Source organism: Pantoea sp. X-Soil-OKNW-556, from assembly GCF_059730695.1.
The window spans coordinates 251,490-270,330 of record NZ_AP035992.1 but is presented as its reverse complement, the minus strand read 5'-3'; the positions used below and the strand labels follow the sequence as shown (position 1 = coordinate 270,330).

Sequence of the window (18,841 nt, the reverse complement as noted above, 5' to 3'; positions counted from 1 at the left end):
GTGCGATTAATGACGCCGCGACAGATCTCAGGGAGTGAAGGGATCTATTTCACCCGTTCCCAGGCCTGGCTGTTTTCATCCTTAATCATATTCTTGCCGCCAGGTTCATAAACCGGATTATTAATGTTACACCATCCGCCTTGTGGGAAGGGACGACAGCGCCAGAGATTGCCGTCTGCACCCTTGACCACGCTTTCGCCCAGTTTGTAGTTACCAATACCGGCAGGCCAGGTTTGGACTTCGCCATTATCGGGTCCCTGCCCTGGTTCATCCGGTTTCATATATTCCATATAACTGGTGTTACGTGCATCTTTCACCCATACCAGGTTTTGATGAACACGGCTCTCATCACCATCGAATTGAATATTGCCGTTATCTTTTATCCCAACCTGGAGATATTTATCTTGTTTATTCAGAACGTTGGCAAGTTCCTCTGCCCAGCGGAAGTTGTTTTCGTTGCTGGTGGTGATGGAGATATTAATATCCACCAGTTCCTGACCACTCGCTTTGCTGCCGTCCATCAGGCGGAAACGAATCCGATCACCTTCTCGGGGGGCCGGGAAGGCGGGATTAATAAAGGCTTTGTCTTCAATCCACTCATCTGCCGGTTGTTCCGGAGTGCCGGGGTTTTCCGTGTTATCGAACCGGATATCGCTACAGTTGAAGAAACCTTCATTACCGGCATCGATACGCTGCCAGACGCTATAAAGAATGGCGGTGCCAGTGCGGTTAGCCGGTAGGGTGACCGGAATTCTATATTCCGGATAGGGCGTGGCGGGAGCCGGTGATGGCATTTGCCCGCTGGCGATCAGCGTTAAGTCATCCCATTGCAGTTCGCGCCCCTGAAAATTTGCGTCCTGGCGGGTGATATAGACACGATAAGTGGCGGGATTATGCGCTGCCGTTGCGGCCCAGGTGAGCTGAATGGGTTTCCCTGACTCAACATCGGTCATCTTCCAACCGGCATTTTGTGGTGCGTCCAGACCGATTTTTCTTTTATCCCCGGCGGCACATAACGATCCATCCGGTACTGCCAGTTTAACGCTCTGATCATCATCGGGATGTTCAGGATTGGCCGCCACTTCGGGCCACTGGACAAACGGATATTGCTGCGAGGTTTGTAAACTGGCACGGCAGCCAGCGTTTGGCACATTTTCTATCGGTCCCCATATGGCACCATCCTGAAAGCATTGTAATTGTCGCGAAGCAGGGTAAGAAACCGCACCGTGACCATAGGATAATTGGGATAACAAAAACGAGATTAATATTGTCATTCCTTTTAGCAGGGTCGAGCCTATCTTGATTATTTTCATAGAATTAATTCCTACAGTAACCAGTCGTGATAAAGTTAAAATACGGCATAGGTGATTAGCGTGCGAATTAATAGGCCGGGTAGAGCCCGGGGAAATTCCTCTCAGGAAAGGTATAGAGCGATATTAATTATTTTTCCAGAGGTTGGTTGAGAGTTATTAAGCGAGGCGTTAATAAGTCTGTTAGCGGGGTGAAGTTACATTGCGTAGCGTTATCTCACTTCGCTTAATATTTAACAAATGAATTTTATGTCAGATGAAAGAAAATAGACGAGACGGTTTCATTTATATTGTGTTAGAGAAATTAAATATTCAGGGAATGTTTTTCTTTATGCGCCGTCATTGTTTCAGACGGCACACAAAAAACTTCACTCGCTTTTCGTACTGCCAGGCAATGCCACTGATTTTAACTGATTACGCGCATCCCAGGTCATGGGTTGATTGGTGTTAAGCACCAACAGATTGCCGTTAGCATCAAAGAAAGGGTCAACATCCTCGGGTTTGATACTGCCGGAGGCATCCTGTTTCACCGCCCGGTTGGAGGTGGGAGAGACGACCATCGTCATCGTGTAACGTTTGTTGCCATTATCACTACGGTGACGCATCACGATCAGGTTATTGCCCTCATCATAATCATATTCGCGGGTGTAATTAACGCGTTGGGCGGCATCCGGTCCGGTTAGCGGTTCACGCTCAGGCAAATCCGGCCCCTGAATGCCCGCTTTGATACTTTCCTGGCCGGTGGCTTCAATCAACTGATAAAGAGTGTCGTAGCGGTAGGTACACAGCCCATCGACGCGTTGATTGCGAAAGAAGGAGGTGGGCTGTGCGGCATCATCCTGAGTAATCACATTGCCCGCAGGATCATATCCGTAAAGTAAATCCTGCAAGACAGCGCCATACTGGCGTCCTTGTTGTCCAGGAGCGCGAACCAGAATACGCAGCAGACGTTGCAGTGCGGGACAATATTCGCGCCAGGTCGTCACGTTGTTGCCTGCGACTTCACGACACGCTTGATTGAAGACATCATATTCGGTGGATAACAGTACCGGTATCAGGGTTTCGGGTTGTTCATCCAACGCCGCCAGTGTGACTTCACAGGAGAAAGGTAGCCCCAGCAGGGTGTAGCGATGCGCCTGAATATTGCCGCAGGCATCGGTCTGACGGATGATTTCACCGCCTGGCGCGTAAAGCCAGCGGGTGGTAAAGCCTTCGGATTCACATTGGGCATCGCGTTCGGCGATGGCGACAGGCCAGTCGGGATCTGCTATCTCAGCGAGCAGGAAGTGGCGGGTTTCATCGCTGGCTTTACCCTGCAAATTAAAGCGTGGTGTCAGCACATAACCGGCCGGATCATCATGGCGAATCAGTTGACCGCGTGCGTTATCGGTCGCGTTAATTTCTCCATAGCAGTAACGATCAACACAGCATTCCGCTGCGCCGTGCAGTTGTTCAAATAGCGCAACAGGACGCGCGTATTTATCATATTCGCAGCGGGTAAACGTTTTGCGGCTGTCGAAGGTCACAAAGCGAAGATTGATGCTGTCATTGAGCGTCAAACGTGCGCCCGCATCCACACTGTCGGTACGTAGCTCACGACCACTCAGACTGTAGCGATAGCGCATATTCTCTATCACATCTTTCTCAGATTGCGCGCGCAAAAACTGGCGTGGGTCGATACTGCTGCTTAGCTGATTACGAAGATTAAATTGATGGCGGGTGATGCGTGGGCTGGGTTCTTGTGTGCTATCACGGCGATACCAGTCAACTTCGCGCACGGTATTGCCGCGGTTATCCCGCACTGCCAGTTTTGGCGTGAAGGTATCAACGGTCATGTCGGTCATTTTCAGCTCCTGGAACGAATAAGGGAGGCGGAAACATAACCTGCGTGATGTCCGATTAACACCGGAATGGTGGTAAGTTAAGACCACGAAGCTTATCTTAAATTAGAAGCTGCTTTTGTTTCATTTTTATTTTTTTTGGATTTTATTGTGACGAATTTATTAACTCTTCATCTGTGTTTGTGAAGGTATAATCATTTTATTTTGAGTTTTTTATCATGGCGCGCTTGAAATGAAATTAGCCTGATGGGCTACAATTTTATTTTTTATTTCCTGTCAGGAGATGTTATGTCTGAAATTGGATCGATATCTGTTAATCTCGACTATACAGATAAGTCACAATGTCATCGAGATACACCTGCTTATCGGCTTTCTGAAAACATTAAGCTGCTGAAAAATACAACGGGTGAAATCCTCTCATGTTTAAATCGCGTGAAGAGCCTTGTTATGTCACCTTTTACCTTGCCTTTTGCCATTCATAATACGTTCTGTCAGATAATGAATAAGGTAAATACCGGTTTGCAAGAGAAAGCCTTTAAGCAAATTGATAAAATGTTGAAGGAATGTATCGACAAAGGAAAGACGGCGAGAGATGAAACGGTGGCGGCATTGGAACAGTCGACACACTGGGCACCAGAGCGGATCGAAAAACTGGTCGATGCCGCACTCCTCTGGGGTTCAGCAGAGCATAATCGTGAAGCGACAACGCAAATTATCAATGAAATGTCAGAACAACATGAGACAACGGAATTTACTGCGGAGCAACAACACGAGTTAACAGAACTGCAAAAGACCTTGAAGGATCAGGAAAAAGAGTGTGAAGAATCGTTCGCAAGGATGACAAACTTAAATAAAGATTGTAGTGAGTCTGCCAGGTTGAAAAACCTCGATATCATTGGCGGTTTTTTGCTGGAATATCTGGACGTTAAAACAACGGTTTTGCTACTCAGTTTTGCCATGTCGTTTCCCTATGAACGTGTCACTGCGGTTTCGGCCAAAATGGGCCTGCAATTAAGGTTTGTCGTGCCGGAGAGTAAAAACCCTTTCACGCCTTTCAACGCTAATGACAGACCCAAAAAATTCACTATTGAAGGTTGTGGTTATGTTGAAGTGGCGTTATCAAAGACCCTAAATATTCTGAAGCAATACTTTGGTGTCGCTACCTCCACGGCGGATCTCTACGCTCAGGCAAGGACTATTATCAGGCGAAGAGTATTTTTGAGTGCTGGCTTTGAGTTAAATGAACAGCAAAAATATCAGAAAATTCCAGGTGTTACCGTTACGTATGAGAGCGTGCTGCGTGGTTATGGCATCGTCGGTTTTCATGCGTTGGGAGGGAAAGGCGCGTCGTGCTCCACACTCATCGGGAGGGGTTCAGAAAAACACAGTTACTCGTTAACCGATGAGTGGCTCAAACTGGCTGTTATCTTTCTCGGAACATTGAGCTGTGGTGCTGTTGCATATACATATGTGGATGACAAGGCCAGCGACCAACTCATGGCTGCTATTGGCAGTATGATTGCATCATCGCACCTGTTAACGACAATTTTGCCGGCGCGCAACCGTACAGACATGAGTATCATTAACTGGGCGCCGGGAATTAAAGCAGGGGTCATCGATCATCAAGGCACAAAAATCGAGACGACATTCGGTGGCAGATGGATCAGTAAATATATACCTAAAACCTCCTGAACCATCACGGCACGGATAAAATGCCAACGGCCTCTGGTGAGGCCGTTGAACGTATTATACAACGTCTTTCACCGACTCATCATGTTGCATATCCGTGAATTTTGTGAGAACGACATCCGATACTAAATAGACGGATGGCATGATATTGGTATTGAACATGGTAGCGGCCAGAGCATCTTCTGAGTTTTCTTTATCGGCGATTCTTTTGTTGCCATCCTTATAGGTGTATTTAAAGGGCTCTTGTCGCGTGTACGTGGTGGACTCAGGTTTTAAGCCAAGTGATTTGGACATTATTCCGAATAAACTGACACTGATGGTGCTGTTCCAGACAGTCGCCAACACGCCGATAGTATTGTTAATTGAGGGACCGTGTAGCCCGGTCGATTTACTCAACAGATCACAGAAAAAGATCAGGTTATTGACATGGATGCTGGCGAGCAGCGTGTTAACCAGGGTGGTGATTTCATAAGAAGGGGTGCCATAGGTTGCACTCAGGGTAGGCACCGTGATTTGATTCGGATCATCCAGTGAACCCTTCTTTACCATATGTGACAGGGTTTCTAAGTTACGGAATAAGAATTCCGAGGCGGATTTCCTGCACGGAATTTCCAGTAGGCGTAATCCTGGCGGCAGTACTACCAGGTGGTAAATAAATTCATAGCTGCCAAATTTATTTATCATCTGCAAGGGGGTGGTGACAGCTAACGTTCGGGTGTCGGTTGAATTGGGTAAAACATGGTTTAAAAGATAGTCGAGAATGGGAGGAATAAGGATATAACCGACCATCTTACCCGGTTCACTGATAAAAACTGAGGCGGATATGCTGACCAATATTGGCACCAGCTCGGTGAGAATCATTTTTGCTTTCTCGGCATTCGATGCAGCAATGAACGTCGGCCATTGTCTTACTATTTCTGTCGCCTTTTGTAATGCGGCAAAAAAATTAGCACCACTTATAATGCCTCTGGCCCATTCCCTGGGAATCTGTGCAGTGTAGTGTGCCGCTAAAGCACCTGCAAACCCCGTTGCCGCATTGCGCAAGCTGGGAAGTGGCGCGTGCAGCAGTTGTGATGCGGTGTACTTCAGGGGGGGAAGTGCCGATGGCGTATTTGATGATAATGTGTGGGTGGTGTTTTCAATGGTGGCGTTACCAAACAGGAAGGTGCCAGAACAGTATTGGGATATCGTGTTAATAGGATATTGTACTGCAACAGCCAGGTTAAAAATGGGCATGCCAGACCTCGCAATAAATCGAAGAAAAGAAGGGTATTCCCTTGCCGTGTAACATGGTTCTAATATTTTGTGGGTGTTTGTTATAGGGTTTTGTCGGACGCGAGAGAAGGTAACAACACTTAATTCATGAGATAAATAAAAATGTTGTGATTTTTTATTTAAGATAAATTCAGAGCGGAACATGAGAACTTATTTATCGTTAGTTAACGTATCTTTTTATTTATCTCTGAAGGGGGCATGCAAACGCAGATAAGAGAGAAAACGGTATATTCAGATTAACTTGCGTCATATCAATACCGCAAAAAAACGGCCTCTTACGAGGCCGTGAGTAAAATGCAGCTTAAGTTTCCGGTTCTGATGGTGTCAGGGTCGCCAGCACGCCGTCAGCAAACCGCTCGCCACCATCCAGTGCACGGTAACGAACGCGCAGAATAATGTCGGTCATGCGGCTCAGTAGTTGCTGCTGTTCGAGGCGGCTGACGTTGGGGAATTGCAGCTCCCAGCTGGAATGCACGCCATTGCCTTCAAACGGTAGGTATCGTTCGTCGCTCAGGTTCTCAACAAACAGCCCACTGTCTTCAAAGCCGCTTGAGAGGATCACCTGCTGCGAGGCGCGCAGGTTCTGGTAGATACCGGCATGGTGAGTGTTGCCAGCGTGCAGGTTTTTCCACGCTTCCAGATCCGGCGTCAGCAGGAAGTTGCTGCCGGTCTGCGTCAACTGGGCACACACGTTCTGATACGGCCCAATCACCGCCGGGATCGACAGTGCCACCTGGATCAGCCGACGCTGATACAGCCCCGGGTGCCGCTCAGCAAACAGCGCTTCCGGCAACGAGAACGGGATCTTCAGGCTGGTGCCCTGGAAGGTCCCGGCTTCAATCTGTGCGATCTGTTGCGCCACCACCTGCCAGCTACCGTTCTGCTCGAGCAGCGATTTCAGCGACAAGGTGTGGGTCAGCTCCAGATGACGCTCATAGTGCAGCAGGTATTTCTGCTCCATCTGCAACAGCGCCAGCTTCAGGGTTTCACCGCTCAGCAGGCCGTAGCTGGCGTCGTTCCAGCCACTGTTGCGTAGTAACGACGGCTCGCTGAACCAACCGGTTTCACAACGCCATGCCGCCTCAGTGGCAAGGCACAGGCTGAGGGTGGCATCCCACGCCTGGTTAAACAGGCGGCGTAACTGACCAATCAGCCACTGATACAACTGGGCGCTGGTGACGCGCTGGCTCCAGAAGTCCAGCAGCTCGTTCACCTGCTGCTGCTGGCGCTGCGTCTGTGCCAGCTGGCGACGGTATTGGGCGTTCTGCTGCTGTTGCGCGGCGATTTGCGCCTCAATTTGCTGCCCGTCTTTGTCGGCGAGGGTGCGTTGCAGTTGCCAGTCCTGACGGCGGCGGGCGAGATCGGCGTAGGAGCGGTTGACATCGGCTTCCCCGCTCAGGGCGCTCCCAACCCCATTAAAACCGTAACCGATGCCGAACAGCACCTGGGATGCGCCGGGCGTACCGACCGCCATCCCGGCGATATTGGGAATACAGGCCGCTATTGAACCGGCGGCAAAGAAACCACTTGCCGCAGTAAAAGTCATTGCCGCCGCCTGGCGCAGTTTGATATCCGTTTTCTCCTCGGCAATAAACCCGGTTTCTTCCAGTCCCTGATAGTGGTCGTAACGCGCCTGGGCGGCTTCGCGCGATCTTTCCAGCGACATCAGGCTGTGTTCACCCATCTCAATCGTCATGGACTGCATGGTGACAGTGAAATCCAGCAGTTGCTGCTGATGGTTGTACTGGAGGTTTTCCAGATCCAGTCCGTCTTTACGTTCCAGCGCGCTGAGCAGGCTGTTGCCCAGCTGGATCAGCGTTTCAGTGGCACGCAGCGCACGTTCATGCATCACCGGATAGCGGAACGGCGGCACCGCCAGGTTCTGCTGAATTGCGCTGACCGCCGCACCCTGGCCGCTGGCGAGCGCTTTTTGTAAATCAGCAGGATCGGCTGGTGTGTCATACAGCGGCAGACTCATCGGTCTGCCGTCAAGGGTCAGCAGGTTGCGCAGGTTATAGATGCGGGTCTGCAACAATTCCCACATCTCGCTACGCAACGGATTCTGCGGTTCCCGGAACAGCGTATTACGTGTCGCCGCGCTGCCGTCAGTCTGCTGCAACGGTTGCAGCGGGGCATCGAAGCGCGCTTCCAGTTCGCGCAGTACACTGCTGCCGCTGGTGGCCAGATCGGCGAGGGCAATGGGTTGCCAGTGCTGTGCGGTGGCCTGGAGCGGGTTCTCCCCAAACAACGCCAGTGCCTGCATATAAAACTGCTTCGCTTCATTCAGGCTGTCACGAGTTAGCTCGCGATAGAGGGTGTCGCCACGCGCCAGCAGGAAGCGAATATAGTTGTAAAATAATCCTTTGCAGTAAATCACCGGATGGCTGAGCGCCAGGCTGTCGGCATCGTTTGGCATCTGACGACGGGCGGCATCATGGGCTTCTGCCAGCGCGCGTACCTGGAAATAACGCCCCTCTTTCTGCTGCGGGGTAAACAGGCGATTGTGCCACTTTTGCGCCGCCTCAAAGCTCAGTTGCTCGGTGTGGGTGTTCGCCACCAGCCACGGCAGATGCAGGAACAGCTCGTAAAAATGGCGGCCATAGGCACCGTAGAAATCGATCGGTAACTCATGGGTGTTGGGATCGCTGGTATCACCTTTGTAGAGTGCAGGCTCGGTAAGGTTTTGTGTCTGCCAGCTGAATAACCGCTCCATGCCCTGCTGCGCATAAGGGATGAAACGACGGGCAAACGAGGTGGTAAGAATATAGTTGCGCTTTGTGCCTTCATCGTTGACTGGGGTTTGCATATAACGAATCGCCGTATCGGCTTCACGAACCCCCACAATCATCTCGGCATTACCCTGGTGTATCAGCGCACAGAAATTACGGTTTGCAGGTGCCTTCTCAAAGTTTTTTTGTACAAAAAATTGGCATGCCTCATCGTTGGTATGATAAAGAGCAACATGGCCTTGAAATAACGCATCATCCGCAAGCTCCTGTACTGACATGTTGTTTTCTTCGCTGAGATACATGCCCATATAATTGCCGTAGCTGTTGAGAAGACTCAGAGTAATACCCGCGATTTCTTCACCAAAAGACTTCGTGGTTACGAGATAGCCTGCCGCCATAAATCTGGCTACGTTGCCGGAAAACGTCTTCTCGGCAATGATCGCCCAGCTTTTATCCAGCCGCTGTTCTGCGACACGCAGCAGGGTATTTGTCCTTACATTATTGGCGCTGTCGCGTGTCTCTCCGATCTCATACCAGGCGATGTACAGGCGGCCCTGATAGCTGATTGGACGAATCGCCCGTTCACCGATGTTGCCAAACGACAGATTGATTTTTTCCCAGTCGCTCCAGGCATTAATCGAAGGCGCGGTATCGCTACCCCCGGTTTCGCGCAGATCGAGGCTGCGGATGTAGTAGGTTTGCGGCTCGCTACGCGTGCGGCCGATAAACCAGAATCGTGCAGTTTGCGGATCATCCCCCTCCTGAAAGGCGGTGAGAATGTTCAGGGAGCCGATTTCTTCAAAATCCCTCAGGTAGTTAAGCACCGCGTCCTGGATCAGCGCGTCCGTGAGTTTGCCCTGTTGCAGTTTCTGTTGCAGGTCGGTAAACAGCGGTGTCGGACGTTGGCGCATCGCTGGATCCAGATAGTTTTCCGGCTGGCTTTCCAGCTTGCGTAACCCGGCCCACAGGGCATAGCGATGCTGCCAGCTCTGCCATTGTTCGGTCTCCTCCGGTGCGGCCTGTAAACCCGCCTCCAGATTCTGGCAAATACGCCCCAGATAGAGTTGCAGGCTGGCAATCGCTTCCGCCACGCGGGTGGTGGTGACCTTTTGCGACACCAGCGGGTCGATCAGCAGGCGTTCATAGGCGGCAATGACGTCTTTCACCGGCATTGCAGCGCTGCGGCTGCGGTTTTCATTATCGATATACAGCGCGACCAGGGCATCGTGCTGCTGTTGTGCTAAACGGGTCAGTATGGATTGAGTCATCAGAGGTTCTCCTGAGAATGAGCGCGCAGGGTATGCAGCAGCGAGTCGGCCAGCGGCTGGCGGGCTGTCAGGCTGGCTTCCGGTGCCAGAGTCGCGGCGTGGATTAAGGTGGACAGCCCCAGCCCGCTGCGACGCGCGAGGTTACGCAGACGCAACAAGCGTGACAGACCGGTAACGGTGGAGAGTCCACCCTGAGCCAGCGCGCTCTGCGCATCGCTGTCACTGAAACCGAACAGGATTTTCAGTTGTTCTGTCGCAGTTTCATCATTGGTGCGGCCCAGCCAGCTGAGGATCAGCGCTTCGCCGTTATCAACGCTGTCGCGCAGTTCGGCAAAGCAGTACAGGTTCCATATCAACGTGAGAGTTAAGCTGGCCGGGGTGGCCTGCCAGTTGGCCGGGCGATCCGCCAGCGCGCTAATGACCTGCGGGCTGAGTTTCAGGCCGTTGATCACCATGACATAGCGGCTGATGCGCGCCACCAGCGCCAGACCGGCAGCCGATGTGGCCGTGGCGGTGCAGGTGAGCGCCACGCTTAACAGCTGATACGGCGTCAGCATCATCCAGCGCAACAGGGCGCTGACCAGCGGTTCGGTCAGATTGAATTGTGTCGCCTGCGCATTGCGGGCGATTTTGTGCTGGTTGTCCAGTTGCATGCCGAGGGCGGCAGATAACGTTTGTTGCAGGGTGGCGAGGTTGCTGAGTTTCAGCTCGGCGGTGGCGCTGACCACGGCAGCGGTCAGGTTCGCCTGGGTTAACGTGGCACTCAGCAGACCCTGGCTGTCCACCAGATCGCTGAGGATCGCCAGCCAGTCAAGGGCGGCCGCGTCGTTATCCCGCAGAGGCAGCGGCAATGACATTAGCCAGTCTGCGGTCACCAGCGCCGGTGCCAGCGTGCTCACCAGCGTGGTGAACCACTGGCGCAGCGGATCGGTATCGGTCACCGTGGCATTGTCGGCCAGCATAAACGCCAGCGTCCGGGGGGCAGTGTTCATCTGTTGCAGGAAGCGTGCCTGCTGTTCCAGACGGACCAGTACATCAAGGATGTCGTCTTTTTCCGTCAGCGTGGCGTCAATGGCGGCTGCACCAGGTTCGCTACTCAGACGGTCATACATCCGCGGCTGTCCAGCCAGTTGTTGCCAGATATTGGCGACAGCGTTGCCCGGCAGACTGACCAGCGCCATCCCGTCTTCAACGTCGCAGCCCAGCAGGCGGAATACTGAGACGACGCGGAAAAACGCCGACACCACGAACAGCGACCGACGCAGCTTACCGCTAAGTGGCTCGCTGCTGCCATCAGCGACGGCCCCGGCTGTGATACGGGATTGCAGGGCGTTTTCCAGTACCGGTGCCAGCAGGCGATAGTCATTCTCACTGATTTTCAGACCGGCGCACAGGCGCTTGCTCCAGGCGGGCAGATCACCAACCGGGCTGTGCTCAAACAGCGCGTTATCCAGCCGCAGTTTCTCTTCATCGCCACAATTCTGATTAAACAGGCGGTCGAAAAAGGAGAGAGTCGGTTTGATGGTGAACGGGCTGATTTCGTCCAGCAGCGCCGCGAAATGCCCGGCGCTGATCTGATAACGCTGCTGCCACAACTGGAACAGACCGAGTGCACGCAGGGTGCAACCGGAGATTGGCATATCGCCCGATGCCCCCTGATACTGCGCGCGGTTACAGGCGGTCAGCAGCTGATCGAGTTCGACATTATTCAGTCCCAGCGCCTGTTGCAGACGCAGGAAAACGTGAAGCCGGTTGAGCATTGCCGCCGGTCCGGTCAGATAGTCATCATCGAGCGTAATCGCCGGGCCGTGGCTACCGTGCAGCCAGGCGGCACCATACTGCCAGCTGGTGGGGGGGATGGCAGGGCAGGCGTCAGACACGGCAGGCACCGCATCCTGTAGGCACAGCTGTTTTTCCAGTTCGCTGCGCGTGAGCTGGCAGCTTTCCAGCACCGTTGTGAGCGGCAGTTGCAGCAGCGGAGCCGCCACCACCTGATCATACAGTGTCTGACCGTAGTGGGTGTTGGCATACAGGCGAGCCAGTTGCTGCGTGGCGCGATTGTTGCTGCCCTGGATAACCACCGCATAGCGAAACTCAGTCATATCCTGCTGCGAATAATATTCTCGCGCGCAGATGCGCAGTTCGCCAAGCCAGGCGGCATTGGCATCCAGGGTTCCGAGGCTGGCGGTATCCAGCCGCAGGCGCAGCTGACGTGGGTGCGGTTCACCTTTATGCGCGGTCGCCACATGCACCGGGCGTAACAGGGTGGTCGTGGTATTGATCTCAACGCTGTGCCCGGTAAGGGTGACCGTGAGTGGTTCGCTGCTCCCCACCAGCGGCTGACAGACAAGGGAAAACTTGCTTGATTTAGTTAAATCATCGTCAACCGCCATCGTCACCGCCGTGGCGGGTGGATCGCACACCACATGATCCTGTGGCGGAACAACAAACGCGCGGCTGTAGTCGCTGGCGGTCGCCTGTCCAGGCAACCAGGGTTGCAGGTAGCTAATATCCGGGCCGTTTAAGGTCAGCAGATCCAGCGGCTCGCCGTTGCTGGCTTTGATGTCATGCTGATTACATAGCACGGCGGAGTACCAAACCGGCTGTTCCCGACACAACGCCATCAGCTCCGGAGCCAGCACCAGACTGGCGCGTTGTGACTGGCGGAGTTGCCGGGTGGCGTCGGGATCGGCGGGAGGCGCGAGAAACGCAGGCTGGAGCATATTTTCCAGCACCACTTCATCCCAGCGGGTGTTCAGTGCCTGCAAACCGAGGTGGGTGGTGCTGGCGGCGCTGTCCAATGGCAGGATAAAGGGATAGCGGTGACGAGCCAGCCTCTGTGTCAGCGACTGATCGCTGTCTGTCTGGAGTTTCTGTTGCAGGATTTCGTTTACCAGTTGCTGGGTGGGCAGCGCGGTGTAGGCGCTGTCGGCGTCAATCAGCAGGCTGGCGATATCGGGGCGGCGCTGTGCCAGGGTCTGCACCTCACCTCCGGCGCGAGATTCAATATCGAGCGCAAGGCGATACAGGTTATTAAGATAGGCGACCGGTGAATCGACAGATTCGATGCTGTCCGGTGGGCAGAAGGCGTTGATATCTTCAGGGAACAACTCTGGCCAGGTCGCACGTTTGATACTGCGCGCCAGGGGCGAGAGGGCAAATGCGCCGCTGGCGTGGTGATTCAGATAGTGACGCGTGATCTGGCTGGCGCGGCTCTGGGCCGCCTGGTAAAACGTCGCGATGGTTTCCGGAGAAAAGCGGTCCTGATAGTCGTGAATAAGCTGCGCACAGCTTTTATTCACCACATCGAACACCGAGGAGATACCAAATTCGGCCATTTGTTGCTGCAATTGCAACAGCAGGTCCGGTTGTTCAGGAGAATGAGAGATCATCATAGGGTTCCTTTATTGCTGAGAGAGCGTTGTGCCGTAAGGCAAACGGGAACCAGGGTAAAGAGAACCAGATTGCAAAAATACTGCTCAACCGGCGTGAACAGGTATGACAAATAAGGGAGGACTGTTTTTTCGAACCCGACTGATGGAAAGCGGGTGTCATAAAAGGAATAAATACGACGATGTTATGGCGGGTGGCTTCATGCCCGGTGACGTTTTTTCAATGATGGTGAGAATATTTTATGAAATTTGATGCGTTACAACGCGTTATTTTAACGGCTGCAACTTTAGTGATGTTATCCGGCTGTACTCTTCAGTCTTCAGACCTGGTGGATTCCCGCTCCTGCAATGCCAACACCAGTTTTACCCGCGGAATGAACGATGGCGCAGCAGGGGGGCCTATGGACAGCGACTATATTAATTTCTGCCCGGAAAATAGCCGTAACGCGATGCAGCAGGCTTATCGGGACGGTTATATGCAGGGACGTGACACCCGTCGCGAAGACGAACGTAGTGAACGCCCGCTTCCTTCCGCGCCCGACGTGAATATTTATGTTGGTCATCAACGGCCCGGTTACGGCAAACCCGTCGGTGCCGCCATTGAACGTCAATATTTCTGTAAAGTGAAAACTTTTGGCACGGAATATTCTGCCTTCGGTCGCACCGAGCTGGAAACGCGTCTGACGGTGCAGAAAAAATGTGAGGCAGGAAATGGTCAGGATTCGATGTTTTGTCGTGCTGAAAAAATAGATTGCCAGATTAATAAATAGCGCCTGTCGTAGCGGTGCGATTTGTCGCGCCGCTCTATAAACATTTCCCCCATCAACGAAACGAAATTTCGGCATGAGTAATGGGGTTGTTCGCCTTAACGTATATGCTGTTTATTCGGTCTTTTTCGGGATAAACATTCCCGTCGTCATGCATTGCCCCGGCGCGGATACGGGTATATGTGCCGTTGATCATTTCTGCCACATAATAACTCCACGCGCTCTCTTCCCCGGCAGGTAAAGATACATGTAAATCACGCGCCGTTTTATCCGCTTCATTGCTTAAAAAATGCACGTTAATGGTTTTACCCTGCGGGGCTATCATCGGCTCGCCGTTGACCAGTTGGTCGATTGTCGCGATCTCTTTGGTCCATTCGCTATTAACTGGTGTGGGACGACCAATTTTGATGTGATCAATATCGACATCAACCACGTTATAAATACGCTCGTGGCTGCCGCTGGCAGCGGATTCCATTTCCGCCACGGCATAAATTAATTGATAGCCCTGACTGTCGGGTAATTGGCAACGATGGGTGACCAGTCCCTGTACGCTTTCATCACTGCCACGCTGGGTGCAAAAAGGTTTGCTGGCAAAACTGTCGCGCGTCAGATGGTTGGCCTTATCCAGCCTTTTTTGCCAGTCTGGTTTGGTGAGATAATATTTATAACTTGACACACGGGAAGGCGCGGTGAATTGCCAGCTAATATCAACGTTGCCTTTTTCCAGCGAATTCTTTTCCCAGCGGGTGGCGCGTTCGCTATTTAATGATGAAAACTGTAACAGGCCACCGCTGGCCAGTCTGCCATCATCAGGAAAATCATCGCTGAATGCGGTTGAGTTGATGACCCGATCCGCGATATACATCGCTTCGTTATCACATTGGTTATTTTTGCCCTGCTTGCACATAGCCGCCCGCGAAGGTGGGTCCACCACATAACCTTGCGAATATGCCACACCGCTCACCAGTAAGCCGACCAGGGTCATAGCGGATTTATTGAATTTCATAACTGTTCTCGTCGATTCTCGCGCGAAGAATAAAACCTGATTGTCAGGTAATAGAATTTTCCCGTGATTTTGCTGAATAACGCAGCCCGGTTGAATGAGTAACTTCTTATCCCGAGCGAGAAGTTGCGATTTCTACACGAGATAATGGTTTTTTAGTTTAATTATTCTGCTATTCCCGCTGTAGAAGAGAAAAACCTTATTCCGCCAGGTGACCAGGGTATCTATATTCCATGCCGAATTCATAATGAATCACCAATTAACACGTTTTCTTACAGCTTCACCGCAGAATCGTGGGATTGCATTCATTTCAACTTAATATTGATGAGCAATAAATATGAAACTTAACAAACTGGCATTTGCTGTTACAACCCTGTTGGTCAGTGGTGCGGCCTGGTCACATGGTTACTTACTGGACCCACCGGCGCGTGCGGTATTGTGTAATAAGATCAAGGAAACTCATGATAAAAACTATCCCACTGAAAAGATGAACACCGGCTGCGGGGATATTCAGTATGAGCCGCAAAGTCTGGAAAGAGGCAAGGGTTATCCTCTGGGTGAACTACTTGATGGTATGATTGCCAGCGCTAACAGTGTGCGTGGTCCTGAATTGGATGCGCAAAGCGAAACGCGCTGGAATAAGACCCCGATGTCTGCTGGTGAGCATCAGTTTACCTGGTACTTTACTTCACCGCATCCGACCACGAAATACGAATATTTCATCACCAAAAATAACTGGAACCCAAATCAGGCACTGTCGCGCGCCTCTTTTGAATCCACGCCATTCTGTACCGTTAGCCGTAATGGAGAGCGTCCGGGGCAGACTGACAGCCATACCTGTAATGTTCCGGCCCGCGAAGGATATCAGGCGATTCTGGCCGTCTGGACGGTCAATGACACCAGCGCGGCGTTCTATAACATAGCTGATGTTGAGTTCAGCGGGAGTAACATCGGTGGTGGTGATGATGATGGTTCCCAGGAACAGCAGCATAAACCGGTCATCCATTTTGCACAGAACAAAATCGTGGTGGAGAAGAACAGCGCCAACGCGGCTTATGCGATGGATGCATCCAACACCCAGTATGCCAACAACTACATTTGGGAAGTGGTGGAAGGTTTCGACAAATTCCAGTTGCAGGAGAAACATGCAGCGCCTACCACTCGCAGACTGGAAGGTCCGAATATCACCGCACCACGCGCCTGGGTTAAGGGTGACCATACCGGTACCGCGACCTACCGTCTGACAGCAACAAACGATTTTGGTAGCGTGTCGAAAGATATCCAGGTGGAAGTCAAAGACAGTATCCCGCAGCAACCGGGCGGCGATGAGCCAGGTACTGAAACCCCACAAGGCAGCGCCTGGGTGGTGGGTCATCAGTATTTCGCAGGTGATACGGTGACGCATAACGGCCAGACGTATAAGTGTCTGAACGACAACAAATCACAGAGCGACTGGGCACCGGGCGTGGCACATAGTTTGTGGCAACTGGTGAAGTAAGTTTTCATGCGTGAACAAAGCGTCAACGGCTCTGCTGTTGACGCTTTTTTATTGCTAATGCCGGGTCCGTTTTACCTGGCGTAATGTCTGGCACAGATAGCGTTTGTCATCATTGGTCAAATTATGCAGGCGGAGTGACTGCAACGCGCTACATGCTTTGCCGCCCGCTTTAGGGTCAACCCGCAGATCGCGCGAGAGCTGACGCAGGATTTCACTGCTGATGCTGTTAAGTTGGCTGCGGGTTTCATCCAGCGAGCGCGGCGGGGTTGGACGGTGTGTGTCTGATAGCCAGTCGGCGCGATAGCGGTACTGAATCGCCTTCGCGACATCCATTTGCGCCTGAATAAATGGCGCGACTGAGTCCGGAGACAGGCCGAGTTTACGTGCTTCTGCCAGCGAACTGTCCAGTACGCGTTGTTCCTGCGGCAAATCCTCCACGGGTTTATGATTGGCGGCTTTCCAGGCGGCGACGTCTTTCATCATTGACAGACGTTGGCCTACCAGCCCGCCAACCGACGCGGCACTGGCACTCCATGAACAGGATGCCAACAGCGCCAGCACTCCCCAGACCCACTTTCTACCCTGATGTTTCATCTTCATTACCTCTCCCTGTAGTGATCTTTTTGATGCATTTCCTGATAAAGCAGCCAGGCAAAGAATAATTTACCTGATGGCGAGCGGGGCAGTAAATGCCTGCAATGTGAGGAATGATGACTCTGTCGCTATTGCGCCCCTGACAGGGTCAGCCCGCCAATGAGTGACGGCTGTCCGGCGATACGCTGCAACATCAGCACACAATGCACCCGCTCGCCGTTGAGCCGCTGCACCCATACTGGCTGGCTAAACTGGATGCGGGCGGTGTCGGCATACCATTCAATCACCTCATGGATAAACGGGGGAGAGCAATGAGCATTCAGTAATTCCAGCGTGCTTACCGAAAGGGTTTCATCGGGGAAAAACCCCGCAGGCGTTCCGCGCCACTCAATTTCGCCTGCGGCCAGGTCCAGCGTAAATATCAGGCTGGAGGCCGTATCCGCCAGGCGGGCAATAATTTGCTGTTCGCTTTCTCTGCGTGCCACCATTTGTCGGTGGGCATCGACGAATTCACTGAGGCAACCGGAAAGAATCGCTGAAAAAATCAGATACCACTGTACCTGCCATACCGTCAGTACCGTTGCCTGTGCCGAATGGTCGAATGACGCGGCGGTGGTCATGATGGCGTATTGCAAAAGCAGAAGCAGACCCACCTGGCGAGTGGAAAGAATAAAAACGCTTAACAGCAGGGCGCTGAACTGAAGCCACAATGGATTCAGCCCCAGCCACGGGCCGTTATTGGTGGCTGCCAGCAGTAACATCAGACCAAGGTTGCTGGCGAGAGCCGGGATGCTGTGCCAGCGGCTGGGTGAGAAGGTACTCTCTTTGCTATGCAGAAAATGGAGGATAGACAGCGCCGCCGTGAGCGCGGCCAACGTCCAGGAGAGAAAATGCTGCGGAGCGACGGCATAGCCTGCCAGCAATAAACAGCAACTGAGCAAGATGCTGCCGAGGCTCAGGCACACTGCCACGATCCCGACCTGGCACAGCACCTGAATGACCGGCTGTTGCCAGCGTAGCTGTGGCAACTGGCGCAGCAGCAGGACACAAAGCGGAAACACCACGATATCAAAAGCGGCAAAAATCCCGGCGAGTAAAGGAGGACGTCCGGTATACACACCGCACAATGCGTGCAGTAGCCCGGCGGTGATTAGCCACATTGGCCAGTCGCGCCGGGGCGATAACCACAGCGCTGCCAGCAGCAGACCTGCCGGAAACCACACCGTCGAGGAGAAACTCCACGGGTCGCGGTTTTGAAAACTGAACAGTGCCAGCACGGTGTAAAGTGCCGCAAAACCTGCCCAGTACAGCAGCGTTTTTTTGATGGGACGATCCTCAGTCAGGAATGAAGCTATTCCACATGCTCCCTCCGCCATAGCGCAGCAGATACAGGACACAATTTTTGAGAGATCATCATTGTAATCCAGCGCCAGCAACGTTGCTATTGGGTATATGTCTGCCCCGCATGTCACGAA

Annotated in this window: 11 protein-coding genes; 3 read left to right on the top strand and 8 right to left on the bottom strand. The window is 52.6% G+C overall.

The features are described 5' to 3' along the window. Positions 1-44 precede the first annotated feature (44 nt). Both AC6I8T_RS24875 and AC6I8T_RS24870 read right to left on the bottom strand, forming a co-directional pair. Entirely contained in the window at positions 45-1,274 is a 1,230-nt protein-coding gene (locus tag AC6I8T_RS24875) for a lytic polysaccharide monooxygenase (protein WP_497834742.1), read from the bottom strand. 404 nt (positions 1,275-1,678) lie between these two features. Beyond that, positions 1,679-3,154 carry an RHS repeat domain-containing protein gene (locus AC6I8T_RS24870; RefSeq protein WP_497834704.1) on the bottom strand — a complete coding sequence of 492 codons (1,476 nt, stop codon included), beginning with the start codon at positions 3,152-3,154 and terminating at the stop codon, positions 1,679-1,681. Positions 3,155-3,439: 285 nt separating this feature from the next. On the opposite strand from AC6I8T_RS24870, the gene AC6I8T_RS24865 reads away from it, so the two are divergent. Beyond that, the gene (locus AC6I8T_RS24865; RefSeq protein ID WP_497834703.1) at positions 3,440-4,843 is read left to right on the top strand and encodes a hypothetical protein; all 1,404 of its coding nucleotides are present in this window, start codon (positions 3,440-3,442) and stop codon (positions 4,841-4,843) included. 54 nt (positions 4,844-4,897) lie between these two features. On the opposite strand, the gene AC6I8T_RS24860 is transcribed toward AC6I8T_RS24865, so the two are convergent. From AC6I8T_RS24860 to AC6I8T_RS24850, 3 genes are all read right to left on the bottom strand, one after another. Next, complete coding sequence (locus tag AC6I8T_RS24860; RefSeq protein WP_497834702.1) at positions 4,898-6,076, bottom strand: hypothetical protein; 1,179 nt, start codon at positions 6,074-6,076, stop codon at positions 4,898-4,900. A gap of 340 nt (positions 6,077-6,416) precedes the next feature. After that, positions 6,417-10,112 (bottom strand): Tc toxin subunit A-related protein, encoded by a 3,696-nt coding sequence (locus AC6I8T_RS24855; protein WP_497834701.1) that lies wholly within the window; start codon positions 10,110-10,112, stop codon positions 6,417-6,419. Further along, positions 10,112-13,507, bottom strand: a complete 3,396-nt coding sequence (locus AC6I8T_RS24850; RefSeq protein ID WP_497834700.1) for a Tc toxin subunit A — start codon at positions 13,505-13,507, stop codon at positions 10,112-10,114. Before AC6I8T_RS24850 ends, AC6I8T_RS24855 begins: the two co-directional genes overlap by 1 nt. A 398-nt stretch (positions 13,508-13,905) precedes the next feature. Here AC6I8T_RS24850 and AC6I8T_RS24845 point away from each other — a divergent pair, with 398 nt between their 5' ends. Further along, positions 13,906-14,274 (top strand): hypothetical protein, encoded by a 369-nt coding sequence (locus AC6I8T_RS24845; protein ID WP_497834699.1) that lies wholly within the window; start codon positions 13,906-13,908, stop codon positions 14,272-14,274. Positions 14,275-14,326: 52 nt separating this feature from the next. Here the strand turns inward: AC6I8T_RS24845 and AC6I8T_RS24840 are convergent, their stop codons facing one another. Next, positions 14,327-15,277 (bottom strand): lytic polysaccharide monooxygenase, encoded by a 951-nt coding sequence (locus tag AC6I8T_RS24840; protein WP_497834698.1) that lies wholly within the window; start codon positions 15,275-15,277, stop codon positions 14,327-14,329. Between the two features lie 334 nt (positions 15,278-15,611). Here AC6I8T_RS24840 and AC6I8T_RS24835 point away from each other — a divergent pair, with 334 nt between their 5' ends. Continuing rightward, the gene (locus AC6I8T_RS24835; RefSeq protein WP_497834697.1) at positions 15,612-16,772 is read left to right on the top strand and encodes a lytic polysaccharide monooxygenase; all 1,161 of its coding nucleotides are present in this window, start codon (positions 15,612-15,614) and stop codon (positions 16,770-16,772) included. Positions 16,773-16,826: 54 nt separating this feature from the next. On the opposite strand, the gene AC6I8T_RS24830 is transcribed toward AC6I8T_RS24835, so the two are convergent. Continuing rightward, the gene (locus tag AC6I8T_RS24830) at positions 16,827-17,372 is read right to left on the bottom strand and encodes a chorismate mutase (RefSeq protein WP_497834696.1); all 546 of its coding nucleotides are present in this window, start codon (positions 17,370-17,372) and stop codon (positions 16,827-16,829) included. Positions 17,373-17,494: 122 nt separating this feature from the next. Beyond that, on the bottom strand, positions 17,495-18,742 hold the full coding sequence (locus tag AC6I8T_RS24825) for a hypothetical protein (RefSeq protein WP_497834695.1): 1,248 nt from the start codon (positions 18,740-18,742) through the stop codon (positions 17,495-17,497). Positions 18,743-18,841: the final 99 nt, after the last annotated feature.

Bases quoted from the DNA above. Each gene is read 5' to 3' on its own strand.
- AC6I8T_RS24865 (WP_497834703.1), top strand. From the start codon at position 3,440: ATGTCTGAAATTGGATCGATATCTGTTAATCTCGACTATACAGATAAG.
- AC6I8T_RS24830 (WP_497834696.1), bottom strand. From the start codon at position 17,372: ATGAAGATGAAACATCAGGGTAGAAAGTGGGTCTGGGGAGTGCTGGCG.
- AC6I8T_RS24875 (WP_497834742.1), bottom strand. From the start codon at position 1,274: ATGACAATATTAATCTCGTTTTTGTTATCCCAATTATCCTATGGTCAC.
- AC6I8T_RS24840 (WP_497834698.1), bottom strand. From the start codon at position 15,277: ATGAAATTCAATAAATCCGCTATGACCCTGGTCGGCTTACTGGTGAGC.
- AC6I8T_RS24835 (WP_497834697.1), top strand. From the start codon at position 15,612: ATGAAACTTAACAAACTGGCATTTGCTGTTACAACCCTGTTGGTCAGT.
- AC6I8T_RS24850 (WP_497834700.1), bottom strand. From the start codon at position 13,507: ATGATGATCTCTCATTCTCCTGAACAACCGGACCTGCTGTTGCAATTG.
- AC6I8T_RS24825 (WP_497834695.1), bottom strand. From the start codon at position 18,742: ATGGCGGAGGGAGCATGTGGAATAGCTTCATTCCTGACTGAGGATCGT.
- AC6I8T_RS24860 (WP_497834702.1), bottom strand. From the start codon at position 6,076: ATGCCCATTTTTAACCTGGCTGTTGCAGTACAATATCCTATTAACACG.
- AC6I8T_RS24870 (WP_497834704.1), bottom strand. From the start codon at position 3,154: ATGACCGACATGACCGTTGATACCTTCACGCCAAAACTGGCAGTGCGG.
- AC6I8T_RS24845 (WP_497834699.1), top strand. From the start codon at position 13,906: ATGGACAGCGACTATATTAATTTCTGCCCGGAAAATAGCCGTAACGCG.
- AC6I8T_RS24855 (WP_497834701.1), bottom strand. From the start codon at position 10,112: ATGACTCAATCCATACTGACCCGTTTAGCACAACAGCAGCACGATGCC.